The 17944-nt window shown below is 73.3% G+C and carries 14 protein-coding genes and 1 pseudogene; 6 read left to right on the forward strand and 9 right to left on the reverse strand.

From position 1 onward, the window contains the following. A pseudogene (locus tag ACFWBD_RS01670) lies at positions 1 to 228 on the reverse strand (hypothetical protein); the annotation flags it as partial. Between the two features lie 252 nt (positions 229 to 480). On the opposite strand from ACFWBD_RS01670, the gene ACFWBD_RS01675 reads away from it, so the two are divergent. After that, on the forward strand, positions 481 to 1404 hold the full coding sequence (locus ACFWBD_RS01675) for a YbhN family protein (RefSeq protein WP_385661512.1): 924 nt from the start codon (positions 481 to 483) through the stop codon (positions 1402 to 1404). Positions 1405 to 1452: 48 nt separating this feature from the next. Here the strand turns inward: ACFWBD_RS01675 and ACFWBD_RS01680 are convergent, their stop codons facing one another. The 3 genes from ACFWBD_RS01680 to ACFWBD_RS01690 are packed head-to-tail and all read right to left on the reverse strand — an operon-like array spanning position 1453 to position 5599. Continuing rightward, complete coding sequence (locus ACFWBD_RS01680; protein ID WP_385661099.1) at positions 1453 to 2802, reverse strand: FAD/NAD(P)-binding oxidoreductase; 1350 nt, start codon at positions 2800 to 2802, stop codon at positions 1453 to 1455. Beyond that, entirely contained in the window at positions 2799 to 4163 is a 1365-nt protein-coding gene (locus tag ACFWBD_RS01685; protein ID WP_385661100.1) for an FAD-dependent oxidoreductase, read from the reverse strand. Before ACFWBD_RS01685 ends, ACFWBD_RS01680 begins: the two co-directional genes overlap by 4 nt. Further along, a complete protein-coding gene (locus tag ACFWBD_RS01690; RefSeq protein WP_385661103.1) occupies positions 4160 to 5599 on the reverse strand; it encodes an FGGY family carbohydrate kinase in 1440 nt (479 codons plus the stop codon). The genes ACFWBD_RS01685 and ACFWBD_RS01690 overlap by 4 nt, the downstream gene beginning before the upstream one ends. Before the next feature lie 312 nt (positions 5600 to 5911). Here ACFWBD_RS01690 and ACFWBD_RS01695 point away from each other — a divergent pair, with 312 nt between their 5' ends. The 3 genes from ACFWBD_RS01695 to ACFWBD_RS01705 all read left to right on the forward strand — a co-directional run bounded on the left by ACFWBD_RS01695 (position 5912) and on the right by ACFWBD_RS01705 (position 9867). After that, a complete protein-coding gene (locus ACFWBD_RS01695) occupies positions 5912 to 6907 on the forward strand; it encodes a hypothetical protein (protein ID WP_385661105.1) in 996 nt (331 codons plus the stop codon). 110 nt (positions 6908 to 7017) lie between these two features. Beyond that, positions 7018 to 8568 (forward strand): amino acid permease, encoded by a 1551-nt coding sequence (locus ACFWBD_RS01700; RefSeq protein ID WP_385661108.1) that lies wholly within the window; start codon positions 7018 to 7020, stop codon positions 8566 to 8568. 201 nt (positions 8569 to 8769) lie between these two features. Next, complete coding sequence (locus ACFWBD_RS01705) at positions 8770 to 9867, forward strand: mechanosensitive ion channel family protein (protein ID WP_385661111.1); 1098 nt, start codon at positions 8770 to 8772, stop codon at positions 9865 to 9867. Between the two features lie 27 nt (positions 9868 to 9894). On the opposite strand, the gene ACFWBD_RS01710 is transcribed toward ACFWBD_RS01705, so the two are convergent. Then, positions 9895 to 11439, reverse strand: coding sequence for a M1 family metallopeptidase (locus ACFWBD_RS01710; RefSeq protein ID WP_385661114.1), 1545 nt, complete (start codon positions 11437 to 11439; stop codon positions 9895 to 9897). 209 nt (positions 11440 to 11648) lie between these two features. On the opposite strand from ACFWBD_RS01710, the gene ACFWBD_RS01715 reads away from it, so the two are divergent. Further along, positions 11649 to 13868 (forward strand): NADP-dependent isocitrate dehydrogenase, encoded by a 2220-nt coding sequence (locus ACFWBD_RS01715; protein WP_385661116.1) that lies wholly within the window; start codon positions 11649 to 11651, stop codon positions 13866 to 13868. A gap of 172 nt (positions 13869 to 14040) precedes the next feature. Beyond that, positions 14041 to 14877, forward strand: coding sequence for an N-formylglutamate amidohydrolase (locus tag ACFWBD_RS01720; RefSeq protein WP_385661119.1), 837 nt, complete (start codon positions 14041 to 14043; stop codon positions 14875 to 14877). A 254-nt stretch (positions 14878 to 15131) separates the two neighbouring features. Here the strand turns inward: ACFWBD_RS01720 and ACFWBD_RS01725 are convergent, their stop codons facing one another. From ACFWBD_RS01725 to ACFWBD_RS01740, 4 genes are all read right to left on the reverse strand, one after another. Beyond that, the gene (locus tag ACFWBD_RS01725) at positions 15132 to 15350 is read right to left on the reverse strand and encodes a hypothetical protein (RefSeq protein ID WP_385661121.1); all 219 of its coding nucleotides are present in this window, start codon (positions 15348 to 15350) and stop codon (positions 15132 to 15134) included. Further along, positions 15335 to 15823 (reverse strand): hypothetical protein, encoded by a 489-nt coding sequence (locus ACFWBD_RS01730; RefSeq protein ID WP_385661515.1) that lies wholly within the window; start codon positions 15821 to 15823, stop codon positions 15335 to 15337. Before ACFWBD_RS01730 ends, ACFWBD_RS01725 begins: the two co-directional genes overlap by 16 nt. A 14-nt stretch (positions 15824 to 15837) precedes the next feature. Then, positions 15838 to 16413 carry an RNA polymerase sigma factor gene (locus tag ACFWBD_RS01735; RefSeq protein WP_384109268.1) on the reverse strand — a complete coding sequence of 192 codons (576 nt, stop codon included), beginning with the start codon at positions 16411 to 16413 and terminating at the stop codon, positions 15838 to 15840. A 70-nt stretch (positions 16414 to 16483) separates the two neighbouring features. Continuing rightward, a complete protein-coding gene (locus ACFWBD_RS01740; protein ID WP_385661122.1) occupies positions 16484 to 17920 on the reverse strand; it encodes a S8/S53 family peptidase in 1437 nt (478 codons plus the stop codon). Positions 17921 to 17944 lie beyond the last annotated feature (24 nt).

The following is a 17944-nucleotide window of genomic DNA, read 5'->3' on the forward strand; positions in this document are numbered from 1 at the left end:
GCCGCCGTCCCCCCCGGCCGCGCCCCCCCCCCCCCGGGGGGGGGGGGGGGGGCCCCCCGCCCCCCGGCGGCCCCCCACCCCCAGCAGCACGAACAGCGCGATCCGGCGGCGGTGCGGGCGGGCGAATGCGCCGATGCGGCGCAATGTCACCCGGTCGAAGGGGCGGCGTTCCTGCTGGGCGTGCATGACGCTGTAAAGCTGCGTCCAGGCGGTGCTCTCCATGCTCATGGGAGCGACCGTAGGACCTCAAGCAACCTTGAGGTCAACCTTCTCCCCGCATCCTCGACGACAAGGGATCGGACAAGGGATCGGCCGAGGGATCAGACAGCGGTTCAGGCAGAGGATCAGACGAAGGACCCGATGACCGTACGTAATGTTCCGTCCCCGCTTCCGCAACCCGCAGTTGGCGCCGTGCGGAGAACCTCTCCGAGTGTGACAGCGGTTCCCGTTCCCCTTCCCCCAGGCAGGCCGGCCCGGCGGGTGCCGGTGCGGCAGCTCCTGTGTCTGCTTCCGCTCCTGCTCGTCACCGTGGTCGCGGTGCGGCACCGGTCCGTTCTCGTCGAGGGCTTCGCACAGTTGCGGAGCGCGGAGTGGCCCTGGCTGCTGGCCGCGCTGGGAGCGACCTGCCTGACCTGGGTGGCGGCGGCCGTCACCCGGCAGGGCGCGGTGGTGGAGCGGCTGCCCGGACGGCGGCTGCTGGCCGCGCAGTTCGCGGCGGGCGCGGCCAACCACCTGCTGCCGACGGGGCTGGGCGCGAGCGCGGTCAACCTGCGGTTCATGACCGTGTGCGGGGTTCCCCTGGCCCGCTCCTCCGCGGCCCTCGCGCTGTATCTGCTGGCGGAGGGCGTGGCCCGGGTGGGCCTGCTGACCGTGCTGCTGCTCGTCTTCCCCGACGCGCTACGGCTCGGCTCCCTGCTGCCCGGCGGGGCGCTCGGCCCGCTGCTGGGCGCCCTCGGGGCCGCCGTGCTGGTGGTCGCGGGCGCGCTCGCCCTCGTACGGCGGCTGCGGTCGGCGGTGTGCTCCTTCCTGCGTACCGCGCTCGGCGAGGCGCGCTCGGTGCACTCCCGTCCGTCCCGGGCACTGGCCCTGTGGGGCGGCTCGCTGGCGTTCCCGGTGCTCCAGGCGGGTGGCCTGGCCGCGGTGGGGCAGGCGTTGGGGCTGCCGGTGCCGGTGGCGCACATGGCGGTCGCGTACCTGGCGGCGACGGTGGCGGTCGCGCTGGTCCCGACGCCGGGCGGGATCGGCTCGGTGGAGGCGGCGCTGGTCGTGGCACTGGTGGCGGCGGGCGGGCCGGTGGCGTTGGCCACGGCCGTGGTGCTCGGCTACCGGATCATCACGGTGTGGCTGCCGCTGGTGCCGGGGGCGCTGACGCTCGGCGCGCTGGTACGGATGAAGGTCATCTGAGGCACCCGCCGGGCCTCGGGCGCCTCAGGGCCGGACTCCTCGGGCGCCTCAGGGCCGGACTCCCACGTGGACGGGACCGTCCCGCGGGTCGACCCGGTGCGTCCAGCCGGCCGGCAGGCGCAGGGTGCGGTTCGGCAGGACGGTCGTCCACAGCCGTTCCTGGTGCAGCACGCGCCCGCTCTGGGTGACGCGCAGGACCGGGCGGGTCAGTCTCGTCGCGGTGCGCAGGACGTAGGGGAGACGGTCGGCCGGGGTGACACGGTTCGGGGCGATCCAGCGCAGGGGCGGGTCCACGAGGAGCGGGACGACGTCGGCTCGGTCGGCACCGCAGGGGTGACCGGCGTCCGAGGGGTGGCCGGCGCCCCAGGGGTGACCGGCGCCCGAGGGGTGACCGGCGCCCGAGGGGTGACCGGCGTCCGAGGGGTGACCGGCGCCCGAGGGGTGGTAGGCGTCCGCGAGGTGGTCGAGGACGGCACCGGCGGCATGGGTGCCCTCACGGGCCGCGGTCGCCGCGCTCTCCACGGCGTGCAGCACGCTGCCGACGGCGAAGACACCGGGGCGCGAGGTGCGCAGGGCGCCGTCGACGGCGGGGCCGCGGGTGCCGGGGTCCAGGACGAGTCCGCCCCGCCGGGCCAGTTCGTGGTCGGGGACGAAGTCGCCGGTGAAGACGACGGTGTCACAGGGCAGTACGGCCGTACGGCCGTCGCGGTGCCGCACCCGCACTCCCGACAGACGTCCGTGGCCCAGCAGTTCGACGACCGTGGTGCCGGTGAGGAGCGCGGTGCCGTGGCGCAGCCGGGAGCCGGCGGCCCGGGCCGCGGTGGTCTGCGGGCCGGGCAGGTCGGTGAGCATCGCCACGACCGTGGCGCCGGCGGCCCGTACGGTGTCGGCGGCGGCGTACGAGACGTCCTGCGCGCCGACCACCACCGCGCGCGTACCGATCCGCTGCCCGTAGAGGTGTACGGCCTGCTGGAGTTCACCGGTGGTGTAGACGCCGGCCGGGCGGGTGCCGGGCACCAGCCGGGCCGCCCGGGGGCGTTCGCGGGCGCCGGTGGCCAGGACGACCGCCCGTGCGGTGATGGTCCCGGGTCCCTCGGCGCCGAGGGTGTGCAGGGCCAGCGGGCCGGCCCAGGCGAGGGCCGTCACACCGGTGCGGACGGTCGCCCCGGCCTGCCGGGTCGCGGCGACCAGCAGCCGGGCGTACGCGGGGCCGGTGAGAGGACGCAGCAGGGTGCCGTAACCGCCGTGCGCGCAGTGCCGCGGCGCTCCCCCGGCCCGTGTCTCGCGGTCCACGATCTCGACGCGGCCCGCCCCGGCGGCGGCGAGCCGGGCGGCGGCCGCGAGGCCCGCGGGGCCCGCGCCGACGACCAGGACGTCGACCCGGCGTACTCCGCTCATTCCCGCGCCTCCTCCAGCAGGGCCCGCACGGCCGCCCCGCAGTGGAACCCCTGGCAGCGGCCCGCGCGGGCCCGGGTGCGGCGGCGCAGTCCGTCGAGGGTGCGCGGCGGGATCGGATGGGCCAGGGCGTCCCGGATCTCGCCCCGGGAGACGCGTTCGCAGTGGCAGACGAGGATGCCGTACTCGGGGCCGGTCGGCTGCCGGTTCCTCCGGACGGGTCGCAGTTCGCGCACCGGCCCCGGGTCGAGGCCGGTCTCGGTCTCGAGCAGCCCGACGACGTGGGCGGCGATGGCGAGGGACGCCGTCAGGCCGGTGGAGCGGATCCCGCCGACGGTGACACAGGCCTGACCGGGGTGGGCGGTGATGCGGTAGTCGTCGTGCTCGGTGGCGGCGCGCAGTCCCGCGTAGACGGCGGTGACCTCCTCGTCGAGGAGCCCGGGCAGGATGCGGCCGCCCTGCGCGCGCAGTCCCGCGAGGCCGTCGGCCGTGGAGTGCGTGGCCCGTTTGTCGTCCAGGTCCTCGGCGGTGGGGCCGAGCAGGACGTTGCCGTACACGGTGGGTGCGACCAGGACGCCCTTGCCCAGGGCCGTGGGCACGGGCAGCAGGATGTGGTGGACGAGATCGCGGGCGAACTTGTCGAAGACGATGAGCTGGCCGCGGCGCGGGACGACGGTGAAGTCGTGGTGGCCGAGCAGCCGGTCGAGCGCGTCGGCGTGCAGACCGGCCGCGTTGACGAGGAAGCGGGCGCGCAGGGCGCCCCGGGCGGTGCCGATCACGTGTGTGTCGCCCTGCCGGTCCACCTGTCGGACACGGGCGTGGAGGTGCAGGTCCACGCCGTGCCGCACGGCCTGGGTGGCGTACGCCAGCGGGGTCGTCCAGGGGCAGACGACGCTCTCGCCGGGCACGTGCAGGGCGCCGAGCGCGCCGGGCCCCAGGTGCGGTTCACGCGCGTACAGTTCGGCGGTCCCGATCAGGCGGGCGTCCTTGTACTCGTTGCGTTCCGCCTTCTCCGCCAGCCGGGGCAGTGCGGCGAGCTGCTCCTCGTCCCAGGCCACGAGCAGCGCGCCGACCGGCTCGACGGGGATGCCGGACTCCGCGGCGTAGGCGGCGAGGAGGGCGGCGCCCTCGCGGACCAGGCGGGCCTCCAGCGAGCCGGGGACCGCGTCGAAACCGGTGTGCAGGATCGCGGTGTTGGCCTTGGACGTGCCCTGGCCGATGTCGTCCTGGGCCTCGACGAGGGCGACCTTGAGGCGGGGCCGGCGGGCCAGTTCGCGGGCGACGGCGCAGCCGACGACTCCGGCGCCCACGATCGCGACGTCGTACGGCGTCGTGGGCAGCGGCCCCTCGGTGGTCACCGTCATGCCGGCTCCCGCTCCAGCAACGCGCCCACGGCAGCACGGAACTCGCCCAGCCGCCGCGCCGCCTCGGCCGCCGGGATGCGGGGCTCGTACACGGCCGAGGGCCTGCCGTCGGGCAGCGCGTCGGCGACGCTCAGACCGGGGGTGGCGCCGAGGCGGGCCAGGGCGCCCGCGCCGAGGGCCGTCGCATCGGACAGCGGGGACACCTCGACGGGACACTGCGCCAGGTCGGCCTGGGTCTGCATGAGCAGGGCCGAGCGGGTCAGGCCGCCGTCGACCCGCAGAGTCGACACGGGCCTGCCGAGGTCGGCCGCCGCGGCCTCGGCCAGTTGAACGATCTGTGCGGCCAGTCCCTCGCACAGGGCGCGCACCAGGTGCCCCGGGGTGGTGTCCAGGCCGAGTCCGGTGAGGGAGCCGCGCAGGTCGCCGCGCCACCAGGGGGCGGCGAGTCCGGCGAGGGCGGGGACGAAGGTGACGCCGCCGCTGTCGGGCACGGTGGCGCCGACGGTGTCGAGGTCGGCGGCGCCCTGGATGACACCGAGGCCGGAGAGCCAGCGGACGGCGGAGGCGGCGGTGTACACCTGGCCGTCGAGACAGTAGGCGGTGCGTCCGTCGAGCCGCCAGGCCACGCAGCCGACCAGCCCGGAGGTGCTGCGGCGGGCCGTGCCACCGGTGGGGGCGAGGAGGAACGCCCCGGTGCCGTAGGTGCACTTGACGACGCCGGGCGTGGTGACGCGTTGGGCGAGCAGGGCTGCCTGCTGGTCGACGACGAGGCCGGTGAGCGGGATCTCCGGGCCGAACGCGCGGGTCGTGCCCACCGGTCGGGCGTTGTCGACGATGTCCGGGAGCCGTTCGCCGGACAGTCCGTAGAGGTCGAGGGCGCGCGGCGACCACTGCGAGCGGTCCAGGTCGAGCAACTGGGTGCGGCCCGCGGTGGCGGCGTCGGTGACATAGGCGCCGGTGAGCCGGTGGACGAGCCAGGCGTCGCTGGTGGTGACGACCCCCTCGGTGGTGAGGTGCCGTCGTATCCAGGCCATCTTGGGGGCCGCGAAGTACGGGTCCAGGGGCAGCCCGGTGAGCCGGCGCAACTCGTCGGCGTGCGGCTCCAGTCCGGCGCACACGGAGGCGGCCCTGCGGTCCTGCCAGACGAGGGCGTCGGTGAGCGGGCGGCCCGTGGCCGGGTCCCAGGCGAGGACGGTCTCGCCCTGGTTGGCGAGACCGAGCGCCACCACGGGTTCGCGGGCCTCGGCCAGCGCCTGGCGGCCGGCGGCGACGACCGAGTCGTACAGCGCGTCGGGGTCGGCCTCGGCCAGGCCGCCGGACGGGTAGCAGGGGTGCACGGCGGCGAAGCCGGCGCCGATCACGCCGCGTTCGGGACAGATCACCAGGGCCTTGGTGCCGGAGGTGCCCTGGTCGACGGCGAGTACCGGACCCGTCATCGTGCCCTCCCCTCGGTGATCGGTTCGGGTGATCACCGGGCGACAGCCTGCCGTCGGCCCACGGGTCGCGTCAAGAGGCCCCCGACCAGCGGCGACCTGCTCTTCGTTCACTGGCTGATGGCCAGTCAATTATGTTGTTCAAAAGGTCGGTTGGATCGAGCGGGAAACGAGTGTGATGCGTTTCCCGCGCCCCTATAGTGACGGCCGACCGACGCGATCCCCTCACCCGCCACTCCATCCGCCGCCCCGAGGAGGGCTGTTGTTACTCCACCCTGCCGTCGTGCCGGTGCCACGCCCGCGGGCGGGTGGCTGATGGCCAGAGACGGAGCACGGCCGGCCTACGACCCCGCCGGGCACGACGGCGATCTGCGGGCCGCTCTCCAGGAGGTGCGCACCGGCCGCTGGCTGTCGATGCGCCTCCTGCTGGAGCGCACCACGGCCTGGTGCCAGTGGACGCGGCGCACCCAGGTGCTGGCCGCGGCGGCGGCCGGGACGGACGTGGTGCGGGCCTGGCTCGCCGAGGAGCCGCACAGCGTGCCGGCCACGGTGATGCAGGCCCGGGTGGCCGTCGAGCGGGCGCTGCGGGCGCACCGCGAGCGCCACCTCCGTACGCACGAACTGTGGATCGAGGCCTGGGACCTGAGCCAGTCCGCGGCCCGGACCGCGCCGCCGGACCCGGTGCCGTGGGTGTGCCTGCTGGCGCTGGCCCAGCTGGACCGCGAGCTGCTGTGGGAGGAGCACCGGGCGGCGCCGCCCGAGCCGACCCTCCCGCCGGGCCCGTGGGGTCTGCTCGACGAGGCCGGCCGCCGTGACCCGCACAACCGCGAGGCGCACCACCGCATGCTCCAGTTCCTGTACACGCGGGCGAGTTCCGGGCGGCTGGCCGAGGCGGCGGGCTTCGCGCACCTGGTCGCGGGCACCGCCCCGCCGGGTTCCGCGCTGCACGTCCTGCCGCTCTACGTCCGGGCCGAGCGCTACCGGCGCGGCGCCGGCCGCGACGCCGCCCTCGACCTGCACTGGGTGGCCGAGGACGCGACCCGGGAGGCGCTGCGGGCGCGGGAGGGGTGGTTCGACCGCGCCGGTCCCGCCGAACGCTCGCCGCTCGACCTCAACCACCTGGCGCACGCCCTGTGGGGAGCGCTCCGCTTCGCCGACGCGGCCGAGGTGTTCGACGCGATCGGACCGTACTGCACGCCGCTGCCCTGGGCGTACCGCGCCCCGGCCCCGGGCGATCACGCGGAGGCCGTGCGGGTGTTCCTCCAGGCCCGCACGCGCAGCCGGCCCGGGGCACAAAGGCCCGGTTCCTGACGCCGTCCGGGTCCCCTCACCCGCCACCCTCCCCTCCCCTCCCCCTCACTCGTACTCCCCGGTACTCCCCCGTGCTCCCCTCGTGGCCCTTCTCTCTTCGGAGGTTTGTCATGTCCAGCGTCCCCGACCCTGCGGCTCTGCCCGCCGTACCCGCGAACCCCGCCGTGCCCCGTCCCGACGAGGAACAGCGGCTGCGCGAACTCGGTTACCGGCCGGTGCTGGCCCGTCGGATGGGCGGATTCGGCAACTTCGCGATCAGCTTCTCCGTGATCTCGGTCCTGTCCGGCTGCATGACCCTGTACGGCTTCGGCATGGGCGCGGGCGGCCCCGCGGTGATGCTCTGGGGCTGGGCGGGCGTCGGCCTGTTCGTGCTGTGCGTCGGGCTCGCGCTGGCCGAGGTCACCAGCGCCTATCCGACGTCCGGCGCCCTGTACTACATGGCCGACCGGCTCGGCGGACGGCGCTGGGGCTGGTACACCGGCTGGCTGAACCTGCTCGGGCTGCTCGGCGCGATCGCCGGCATCGACTACGGCGCCGCGCTGTTCGCGGGCGCGTTCGCCAATCTCCGCTGGGGCTTCGAGCCGACGCCACAGAAGACGATGCTGATCTTCGTGGCGATCCTGCTGCTGCACGCCGTGCTGAACCTGTTCGGCGTCCGCCTGGTCAGCGTCCTCAACTCCGTCTCCGTCTGGTGGCACCTGGCGGGGGTGGCGCTGATCGTCGGCGCCCTGTGGATCGTCCCCGACCACCACCGGTCGCCGTCGTTCGTGTTCACCGAGTTCGTCAACGACACCGGCTGGCACAACCCGGTGTACGTGGCCGCGATCGGGCTGCTGCTGGCCCAGTACACGTTCTCCGGCTACGACGCCTCGGCGCATCTCTCCGAGGAGACCTCCAACGCCTCGGTGTCGGCGGCCAAGGGCATCGTGCGCTCCATCTGGGTGTCGTGGATCGCGGGCTTCGCGCTGCTGGCGGGGCTGACCTTCGCCATCCAGGACTACGCCGCCACCCGCGCCACCGGCACCGGCGTGCCGCCCGCGCAGATCCTCCTCGACGGGCTGGGCACGGACGGCGCGAGCGCGCTGCTCGTCGTGGTGATCACCGCCCAGCTGTTCTGCGGGAACGCCGAGGTCGCCGCCGCCAGCCGCATGGTCTTCGCGTTCAGCCGGGACCGGGCCCTGCCGGGCTCGGATCTGTGGCGCAGGGTCAGCAGCCGTACCCAGACCCCGGTCGCTGCCGTGTGGCTGTCGGTGGTGGTCGCGGGTCTGCTCGCCCTGCCGTCCCTGTACTCGGCGACGGCGTACGGCGCGGTCACCGCCATCAACGTCATCGGCATCACCCCCGCGTACGCCATCCCGGTGCTGCTGCGGCTGCGCGCCGGGGACCGTTTCCAGCCGGGTCCGTGGCATCTCGGCCGCTGGAGCCGCCCGATCGGGTGGGTCGCCGTGGCGTGGGTGGCCTGTGTGACGGTGCTGTTCTGCCTGCCCCAGTCGTCGCCGGTGACGGTGGACACGATGAACTACGCGTCCGTGGCCCTGGCCGTCGTACTGCTCCTCGCCACGGTGTGGTGGTTCGTGGCCCGCCGTTCGTACGGGACGCCCACCACCGCGGCCTACGGATCGGACCGCGAGCAGGCCGAACTGGCCGAGGGAATCGTCTGAGCTGCGGGATCCCGCCACCGCGACCGGATCCTCGGGTACGAACTCCCGTGCCGGATACGGCAGGATGAGCGGTCGCGCCCGCTCCGCGAACGGCAGGCGCGACCGCACACCCCGGAACCGAACAGGTGACATCGTGACGAGACTTCACATCCGGCCGTCGGCGGCCCTGCGTGCCGCGGATCGACTTCCCGGAGGTGACCGGTGAACCGCGCCCTGACCCTGGACGACGGAGCCATCGCCGGAATCGCCCTGGCCACCGGCCTGTTGGCCGCCTTCCTGTCCCGCGCGCTGCTGCGCTGGCTGGCGAAGCACGCCAAGCGCACGAGGTGGAGCGGCGACGACGTCGTCGTGGACGCGCTGCGCACCGTGGTGCCGTGGTCGATGATCGCCGCCGGCGCGGCGGCCGGGGCCGCGGTGCTGCCGCTGACGAAGGCCGTCCAGCACACCGTCAACCAGTGTCTGACGGTGCTGCTGATCTTCGTGGTGACCGTGTCGGCGGCGCGGGTCGTCGCCGGGCTCGTGCAGTCGGTGACCTCCTCGCGCTCCGGAGTCGCCGGGTCGGCCACGATCTTCGTGAACATCACCCGGATCCTGGTCCTGGCGATCGGCTTCCTGGTGGTGCTCCAGACGCTGGGCATCTCCATAGCCCCGCTGCTCACCGCCCTGGGCGTCGGCGGTCTGGCCGTCGCGCTGGCCCTCCAGGACACCCTCGCCAACCTGTTCGCGGGCATCCACATCCTCGCCTCCAAGACCGTCCAGCCCGGTGACTACATCAAGCTGAGCAGCGGCGAGGAGGGCTATGTCGAGGACATCAACTGGCGTCAGACGACCGTGCGCGCCCTCTCCAACAACCTCGTCGTCATCCCCAACGGGCAGCTCGCCAAGTCGAACATGACCAACTACATGCGTCCCGAGCAGCAGTTGACGATCCTGGTGCAGGTGGGTGTCGCCTACGACAGCGACCTGGAGCATGTGGAGCGGGTGACCTCGGAGGTCATCGCGGAGGTCATGGCGGGCGTCGACGGCGCCCTCCCGGACCACGAACCCGCCATCCGCTTCCACACCTTCGGCGACTCGCGGATCGGCTTCACGGTGATCCTGGGCGTCGGCGAGTTCAGCGACCAGTACCGGATCAAGCACGAGTTCATCAAGCGGCTGCACCGCCGCTACCGCGAGGAAGGCATCCGCATCCCGGCGCCGGCCCGCACGGTGGCGTTGCAGTCGGGCACGGTCGTCATCCCGCAGCAGCGGACCGGCGACGACATCGTGCAGGGCGGGCTGACCGCCCTGCACGACTGACGGCGGCCGACGGCGCCGGCCGCCGGGTCAGAGCGTGGCCGAGTTCTCGTGCCAGCGCCCGCCCGCCTGCCGGCGCGGGGCGGTGAGGGACGGCGTCACCGGAGTGACCGTCCAGTCCGGATGGCCGGGCATCCTCGGTGTCGTCGTGCCGTACAGCCAGTCCCGCAGGAAGCCGGACACGTCCTGGCCGCAGGTGTGCGAGGCGAGGGCGATGTAGTCCTCCGTCGACGCCGAGGAGTTGCGGTGGCGGGCCAGGAAGGTCCGCTCGACCGTGTGGAAGGCGTCCTCGCCGATGAGCTGCCGCAGTGCGTACAGGACGAGGACGCCGCCCAGGTAGCGCTGGCTGTCGAAGAGGTTGGCCGCGTTCGGCGCGGCGACCGGGCCGGAGGTCTTGCGCCACTGGTCGCCGCGCGCGTAGGTGTCCTTCATCCGGGCCTCGAAAGTGGTCAGGCCCAGAGAGTCCGGCCAGCCCCGCTCGTAGCGGTACAGCAGCCCGTAGAAGTCGGCGTGGCCCTCGTTGAGCCACAGGTCGGCCCAGGTGGCGGGGCTGACACTGTTGCCGAAGTAGGAATGGACCAGCTCGTGCATCATGTGCGAGCCGATCTTCGGCTCCGCCTGGAGCAGGTAGTTCGGCTTGTACAGGGTGAGGGTCTGGGTCTCCAGGCCCGTGAAGTCGAAGGCGTTCGGGTCGTCGGAGTTGCAGGGCAGCAGTCCGTACGTCTCGAAGGGGTAGGCGCCCAGCCGTGCCTCGAGCCACTCGACCAGGCCGGGGGTGAGCGCGAGGGCGGGCTCCAGGGCCTCGGCCCGCGCGGTCGGGACGACGTCGCGCAGGGGCAGTCCGTGCGGGCCGCTCCGCTCCTTGACGACGTAGTCGCCGACCGTGATCTGCACCAGTTCGGTGGCGATCGGCGAGCGGGAGCGGTAGGTGTACGCGGTCCGGTCGCCGGCCAGGTCCTCGGTGCACACGAGCGAGCCGCCGGCGACGGCGCGCAGGGTGGCGGGGACGGTGATGCGGAAGGTGAAGTCCGCCTTGTCCGACGGATGGTCGTTGCAGGGGAAGACGGTGTGCGCCGAGTCCGGCTGGGGACAGATCGCGAACCCGTCCGCCGTCGGGACCCACGCGGTGTGGGCGAGCGCACGGCGCGGGTCCGCCGTGTAGGTCACGCACACGGTGACCCGGGCCCGGGCGGGCAGCGGCCGGGCGGGGGTGATCCGCAGCTTTTCGTCCACCTGTTCGAAGGTGGCCGTGCGGCCGTCGACGTGGACCGTGCGTATGTCCAGGCCCAGGGCGTCCAGCGAGAGCCGGGTGAGGGCCTGGGCGGTGCGCAGCTCCAGGGTCGCCGTGGCGTCGACCAGCGTGGTCGAGTGGTCGTAGGAGAAGTCGAGGTGGTAGGCGTCGACGCGGTAGCCGTCATTGCCCAGAGCCGGGAAGACGGGGTCGCCGAGGGTCTCGGGACCCGGGGCGTCATCGGGCTTCGGGTCCGCGTACGCCGTGTTTCCCCCGGCCAGGACTGCTGCTGCCGTGCCGATCAGCGCGGCCGCCGGGGCCGTCACTCTGCTGCGATATCTCATGGTCCGCTTTCGCTCGGGCGGCCGGGTGGTCGGTCCGGCCGTCGGATCAGGTCGACGATCTACCTCCATGACTACGAAAAGCGGAGCTTCGGTTGCCCCGTAAAGGAAACATGTACATGCCGAAGTTGGAGGAGACCCCTGTCGAGCCGAACCCGGTCACGAGATATCTTGATGTCGAGCAATGTTGCAGACGTGGAGCGGAGCACCCGGTGACTGACTCGACCATCATCTATACGCACACTGACGAGGCCCCGGCCCTGGCGACGTATTCCTTCCTGCCGGTGGTCCAGGCGTACGCCTCGCAGGCGGGTGTCGCCGTCCAGACGCGGGACATCTCCCTGGCCGGGCGGATCATCGCCCTGTTCCCGGAGTACCTGACCGAGGACCAGCGGATCCCGGACGCGCTGAGCGAGCTCGGTGAGCTGGCCAAGACGCCCGAAGCCAACATCATCAAGCTGCCGAACATCTCGGCGTCGATCCCGCAGCTCAAGGCCGCGGTCGCCGAGCTCCAGGCCCAGGGCTACGCGCTGCCGGCCTACCCGGACGACCCGAAGACCGACGAGGAGCGGGACATCCAGGCCCGCTACGACAAGGTCAAGGGCTCCGCCGTGAACCCGGTCCTGCGCGAGGGCAACTCCGACCGCCGCGCCCCCGCGTCGGTCAAGAAGTACGCGAAGACCCACCCGCACCGCATGGGCGCCTGGTCGTCGGAGTCGAAGACCAACGTCGCGACCATGGGCGAGAACGACTTCCGCTCCACCGAGAAGTCGGTCGTGATCTCCGAGGCCGGATCCCTGCGGATCGAGCTGGTCGGCGACGACGGCTCCACCAAGGTGCTGCGCGAGTCGGTACCGGTCCTCGCGGGCGAGGTCGTCGACGCCTCCGTCCTGCACGTCGCGCCGCTGCGCGAGTTCCTCACCGCGCAGATCGCCCGGGCCAAGGCCGAGGGCGTGCTGTTCTCCGTGCACCTCAAGGCCACGATGATGAAGGTCTCCGACCCGATCATCTTCGGTCACGTGGTGCGCGCCTTCTTCCCGAAGACCTTCGCGCAGTACGGCCAGGCGCTCGCCGCGGCCGGCCTGACCCCGAACGACGGTCTGGGCGGCATCTACAAGGGCCTGGAGTCCCTGCCGGAGGGCGCCGAGATCAAGGCCTCCTTCGACGCGGAGCTCGCCGAGGGCCCGGAGCTGGCCATGGTCGACTCCGACAAGGGCATCACCAACCTGCACGTGCCGTCCGACGTGATCGTCGACGCCTCGATGCCGGCCATGATCCGCACCTCCGGCCACATGTGGGGCCCGGACGGCCAGGAGGCCGACACCCTCGCGGTGCTGCCGGACTCCTCCTACTCCGGCGTCTACCAGGCCGTACTCGACGACTGCCGCGCCAACGGCGCCTACGACCCGTCGACCATGGGCTCCGTCCCGAACGTCGGTCTCATGGCGCAGAAGGCCGAGGAGTACGGCAGCCACGACAAGACCTTCGAGATCCCGGCCACCGGCACGGTCCGCCTCGTCGACCAGGCCGGCAACGTCGTGATCGAGCAGACGGTCTCCGCCGGCGACATCTTCCGCGCCTGCCAGACCAAGGACGCGCCGATCAAGGACTGGGTGAAGCTGGCCGTCACCCGCGCCCGCGCCACCGGCGACCCGGCCGTCTTCTGGCTGGACGCGACCCGCGCCCACGACGCCAACCTGATCGCCAAGGTCGAGGCGTACCTGCCGGAGCACGACACCGAGGGCCTGGACATCCGTGTCCTCGCTCCGGTCGAGGCCACCAAGCTGTCGGTGGAGCGCATCCGCCGCGGCGAGAACACCATCTCGGTGACCGGCAACGTCCTGCGTGACTACCTGACCGACCTGTTCCCGATCCTGGAGCTGGGCACCAGCGCCAAGATGCTGTCGGTCGTCCCGCTGATGGCGGGCGGCGGTCTGTTCGAGACGGGCGCCGGCGGCTCCGCGCCGAAGCACGTCCAGCAGCTGGTGAAGGAGAACTACCTGCGCTGGGACTCGCTGGGCGAGTTCTTCGCCCTCGTGCCCTCCCTCGAGCAGTACGCCGACTTCACCGGCAACACCCGCGCCAAGATCCTCGCCGACACGCTCGACCGCGCCACGGCGACCTTCCTGAACGAGGACAAGTCCCCGACCCGTCGCGTCGGCGGCATCGACAACCGCGGCAGCCACTTCTACCTGTCCCTGTACTGGGCGCAGGAGCTGGCTCAGCAGACCGACGACGCGGAGCTGGCGAAGGCCTTCGCCCCGCTCGCCGAGACGCTCGCCACGAACGAGCAGGCCATCGTCGACGAGCTGCTCGCCGTCCAGGGCCGGCCTGCCGACATCGGCGGCTACTACCAGCCCGACCCGGCGAAGGCGGCGGCGTTCATGCGCCCGTCGACCACCTGGAACGAGGCCCTGGCGTCCCTGAGCTGACGCACCGCAGCACCCACCTCCGCCCCGACCGGACCTACCCGGCCGGGGCGGCCGTGCGTCCGACGCCCCCCCTGGACCCCGACGCGGCCGGCCCGGTCCCACCCGCGACCGCGCCCACCTCCCCCTGCCGACCGTGCGGGTCGCTCCGACGTGCCGGTATGGCATCTTGATCATGCGCCACGCCATCGACAACGTCCGGAGCAGCCTCGTGACCCCTGCCGCACCGTCCTTCTCCTTCGTCCCCGGCGCCGCCGACTCGCCGGTGATCCTTCATGTGCCGCACTCGGCGCGGGAGATACCGGCCGGGGTGCGGGCGGGCATCGTGCTGGACGACGGGGCGCTGGAGCGGGAACTGGACCACATCACCGACTCGCACACCGCGGAGATCGCCGAGGCGGCGGCGCGGCTGGCGTCAGTCACGCCCTGGCGGTTCGTGAACCGGCTGTCGCGGCTGGTCGTCGATCCGGAGCGGTTCCCGGACGAGCGCGAGGAGATGCTGGCCGTCGGCATGGGGGCCGTGTACACGCGCACCACGCACCGCGAGGTGCTGCGGCCGCGGGAGACCGATCCCGAGCCGCTCGTCGCCCGCTACTTCCGGCCGTACGCGCAGGCGATGACCGACGCCGTCGCCGAGCGGCTGGCGGCCGTCGGACGGGCCGTGGTCGTCGATGTGCACTCCTACCCGACCGAGCCGCTGCCCTACGAGCTGCACGGCGAGGGGCCGCGGCCGCCGGTCTGCCTCGGCACCGACGCCTTCCACACCCCGCCCGAACTGCTCGCCGCCGCCCGGAAGGCGTTCGGGGAGGCGGTGGGGGAAATCGGGCTCGACAGCCCGTTCGCCGGGGCCTATGTGCCCCTGGAGCACTACGGGAAGGAGCCGCGGGTGAGCGCGCTCATGGTCGAGATCCGGCGGGACACGTACATGACCGAGCCGGGCGGACCGGCCGGGCCGGGACTCACCCGGCTCGCCTCGGCGCTCGCGGCCCTCGTGGACACCGTCACCGGCTGACCTCCGGCCGGACCGCCGAAACCCGGCTGGGGTGGACGGCACGACCGGGAAGACCGCCACGCCGACCGGGCCGGGCCCCGAGGCGCTGGTGGGCACGCCGGTGGACGGGCCGCCGGGGCAACGGCCGAAGCCTGGTCGGCGAGCGGGCGTCGATCCGCCGCCGGGGCTGCGGCCGAAGCCTGGTCGGCGAGCGGGCGTCGATCCGCCGCCGGGGCTGCGGCCGAGTCCTGGTCGCCACGCCTCTGGTCGGCGCGTCAGCCGGGGCAGCGGCCGAGGCGCTGGTCGGCGCGCCGGCGGACGGCCGGGGCAGCGGCCGAGGCGCTGGTCGGCGCGTCGGCGGACGGCCGGGGCAGCGGCAGCGGCAGCGGCAGCGGCTCACGGTCGCGGCCGCCGGGTCGGCTCGCGGCGGGCGGCCGTGGGTCCGGCGCCGCGGAAGCCGCCCCGCTCGTCTTCGGGCTCAGGCGCGCAGCCACTCCGTCACGACCACCTCCGCGCCGGTGTGCAGCCGCAGGGCGAACGGGCCGCCCGGAGGCGTGTCGCAGGCGAAGCGGCCCATGTCGTCGGCGGTGAGCGAGGCGCCCGCCCGGGGGCCGTGCAGGACCTCGATCGAGGCCGACTGGGGCGGCAGCAGCTGACCCATCAGCCCCTCGTCGGTCACCTCGACGTCGACCGTCAGCCCACCCGTGTGGAACGTCAGCATCCGTGGCACGTCCACCGCGCCCCGCACCGGGATGGCGTCGACCAGCGAGTCGAAGGTCAGCTCGGCGATCCGCGCGTCCAGGTCGTGCAGCGCGTAGGCCTCGATGGCGGCCCGCCGCAGCTCGGCGGGCACCGGGTCCAGGATGGCGGCGGCCTGGCGGAGTTCCTCCTCCAGCCGGTCGTGGTCGAACTCCTCGTCGACGAAGGGGACTTCGCCGAAGAAGTCGTCCTGCTCGTCGTCGTTCATACCGTTCATGCCGTTCACAGGGCTCCCCGTGCGTCGAGTCGGGCGCGCAGGCGGCGCAGACATCGCTGGCGCATCGGTCCGATGCTGCCGACGGCGATGCCCAGGGCGGCCGACACCTCCTGATAACTGGGCGGCGGCGAGGCGATCAGGACCCGCAGCAGCTGCCGGCAGCGCTCGCCGAGCGCCTCGAACTCCTGCCACAGGAACCGCACCCGCTCGCTCTGCGCGGCCGCCTCCTCCGAGTCGAGGACCGACTGCTCGGGAGTCAGCTCCTCGCTGGCCCGGTCGAGCAGCAGGGGATCGTCGGTCGGGGTCAGCCGCCGCAAACTCTTGATCACTTTCAGGCACTCGTTGCGCGCGGTGCTCGCGAGCCAGGAACCGGCCTTGTGCGGCTCGCGGATCCGCCCGAGATGCTGGGCGAAGCGGAACCACACGGTCTGGTACACCTCGTGCCCGTCGGCGTCGGAGAGCCGATGCGCGCGTACGACCGACCACACCAATGGGCTCAGCCCGTCCACCAGCGCCTTCCAGGCCGCCGTGTCACCGTCGACGGCGGACTGGACGAGCGCGCCGACATCAGTACGGTCCACGGCCCCACCCCTCGTGTACGGCCTGTCATCGTACGCCGTGGCGGGGCCCCTCTCGGACGTCATGCCGCCCTCACGCCGGACCGGCCTGAGCCGGTTGCCAGGTGGGCGGAAGCAGTGCCGGTACGTGCGCGCCCCGCACCTCCGCGAACTCGGAACCGGTGGCGAGGAGCCGGCGGGCGGCGGCCCGTGGATCGGTCACCCCGTGCGCGGTCATGTAGGCCGCGACCAGCCCGGCCACCAGGGGGGTCGCGAAGGACGTGCCGCTCCAGGACGCCAGTCCCTCGAACATCACCTGGTCCGGCTTGCCCGGGGTGACCTGCTGCGCCTCGCTCAACACACCGACGTGGCGCGGGGATCGGCAGGTGCAGGAGTAGGTGAAGCCGTAGCGGCAGGCCTCGTAGGTGGAGTGCTGGTAGACGTACGGGACGGGGGTGCCGAAGCCGGTGAGGGGGCCGGTGAGGCGCTCGCCGGGGGCGTAGACCTTCACCCAGGGGCCGTGGTTGCTGAAGCAGGCGCCGAACTCGCCGTCGCCGCGCAGCGCGCCCACCGACAGCACCGCGTCGGCGTACTCCGGCAGCGAGGCGTAGGCGGCCGGCCAGAAGGGCACGGCGCTGCCGTTGTTGCCGGCGGCCGCGACCAACAGGGTTTCCTGGGACTGGAGTTCCTCCATGAAGGCGGCCACGCCGAGCAGGCCGTCCACCCGGCCGTTGGAGGTGCCCGCGGAGAGGCTGAGGATGTCGGGCCAGCCGCCCTCGACGGCGTCGAAGAGCCGCTCGCCGAACTCGGACTCCAGGATCGCGCCGGCGTCGTTGAGGGTGCCCCGCACGGTGACGTCGGTGTTCGGCGCGACGGCCGCGACGAGCCCGGCGATGAACGTGCCGTGGCCGACGTACTGCTGGAGGATCCCGTCCTCGTCGGTCTCCCTGACCTGGGCGTCGCCCTCGGTGCGGGCCAGCAGCGGGTAGGAGCGGTAGTCGTGGGTCAGGCCGGTGTCGACGACGAGCACGCCGACGGCGTCCGCGCCCTCTCCCCCCTCCGCGGCGTCGGCCGCCCGTGCCGCGGCGGGGTTGGGCCGGGCGCTGCGCGGGACGGGCACCGGTTCGTCGCCGGGGCAGGCGTTGACGGCGATCGACACCAGGTGGTTGCGGCTGACCAGGCGGCGGCCCGCGCGGCCCTCCGTCTCCCGCAGCGCGCGCAGGGCCCCCGCGACGGTGTGGTCGGCGCCCCGTCCGCCCTCGCCGGCGTCGCCGACCCGGATGCGGGTGATGCCCGAGCGGTTGGTCTCCGGGCCCGCCCGGCGCACATGGTCCGGGACCAGGCCCTCGGTCGCCGTGAAGTGCGAGCGGACGGCGTCCTCGACGACCCGGGCCTCCTCGCCGTCGCGTGCGAGGACGACGCCCTTCTCGTAGATGAACTCGGCGGAGTCGTCCGGTCCCATCGCCAACGGGACGTCGGGCAGCGAGCGTTGGATGTGGTCGAACTGCTCGTGGAATCGCTGTGGTGCCATGGCGTGTCCTCCCCCTACAGCCGG

Origin of the sequence: Streptomyces sp. NPDC060002 (genome assembly GCF_042737245.1) — a bacterium.
GTDB lineage: Bacteria > Actinomycetota > Actinomycetes > Streptomycetales > Streptomycetaceae > Streptomyces.

Bases quoted from the DNA above. Each gene is read 5' to 3' on its own strand.
- ACFWBD_RS01680 (WP_385661099.1), bottom strand. From the start codon at position 2,802: ATGAGCGGAGTACGCCGGGTCGACGTCCTGGTCGTCGGCGCGGGCCCC.
- ACFWBD_RS01685 (WP_385661100.1), bottom strand. From the start codon at position 4,163: ATGACGGTGACCACCGAGGGGCCGCTGCCCACGACGCCGTACGACGTC.
- ACFWBD_RS01690 (WP_385661103.1), bottom strand. From the start codon at position 5,599: ATGACGGGTCCGGTACTCGCCGTCGACCAGGGCACCTCCGGCACCAAG.
- ACFWBD_RS01695 (WP_385661105.1), top strand. From the start codon at position 5,912: ATGGCCAGAGACGGAGCACGGCCGGCCTACGACCCCGCCGGGCACGAC.
- ACFWBD_RS01700 (WP_385661108.1), top strand. From the start codon at position 7,018: ATGTCCAGCGTCCCCGACCCTGCGGCTCTGCCCGCCGTACCCGCGAAC.
- ACFWBD_RS01710 (WP_385661114.1), bottom strand. From the start codon at position 11,439: ATGAGATATCGCAGCAGAGTGACGGCCCCGGCGGCCGCGCTGATCGGC.
- ACFWBD_RS01720 (WP_385661119.1), top strand. From the start codon at position 14,041: ATGCGCCACGCCATCGACAACGTCCGGAGCAGCCTCGTGACCCCTGCC.
- ACFWBD_RS01730 (WP_385661515.1), bottom strand. From the start codon at position 15,823: ATGAACGACGACGAGCAGGACGACTTCTTCGGCGAAGTCCCCTTCGTC.
- ACFWBD_RS01740 (WP_385661122.1), bottom strand. From the start codon at position 17,920: ATGGCACCACAGCGATTCCACGAGCAGTTCGACCACATCCAACGCTCG.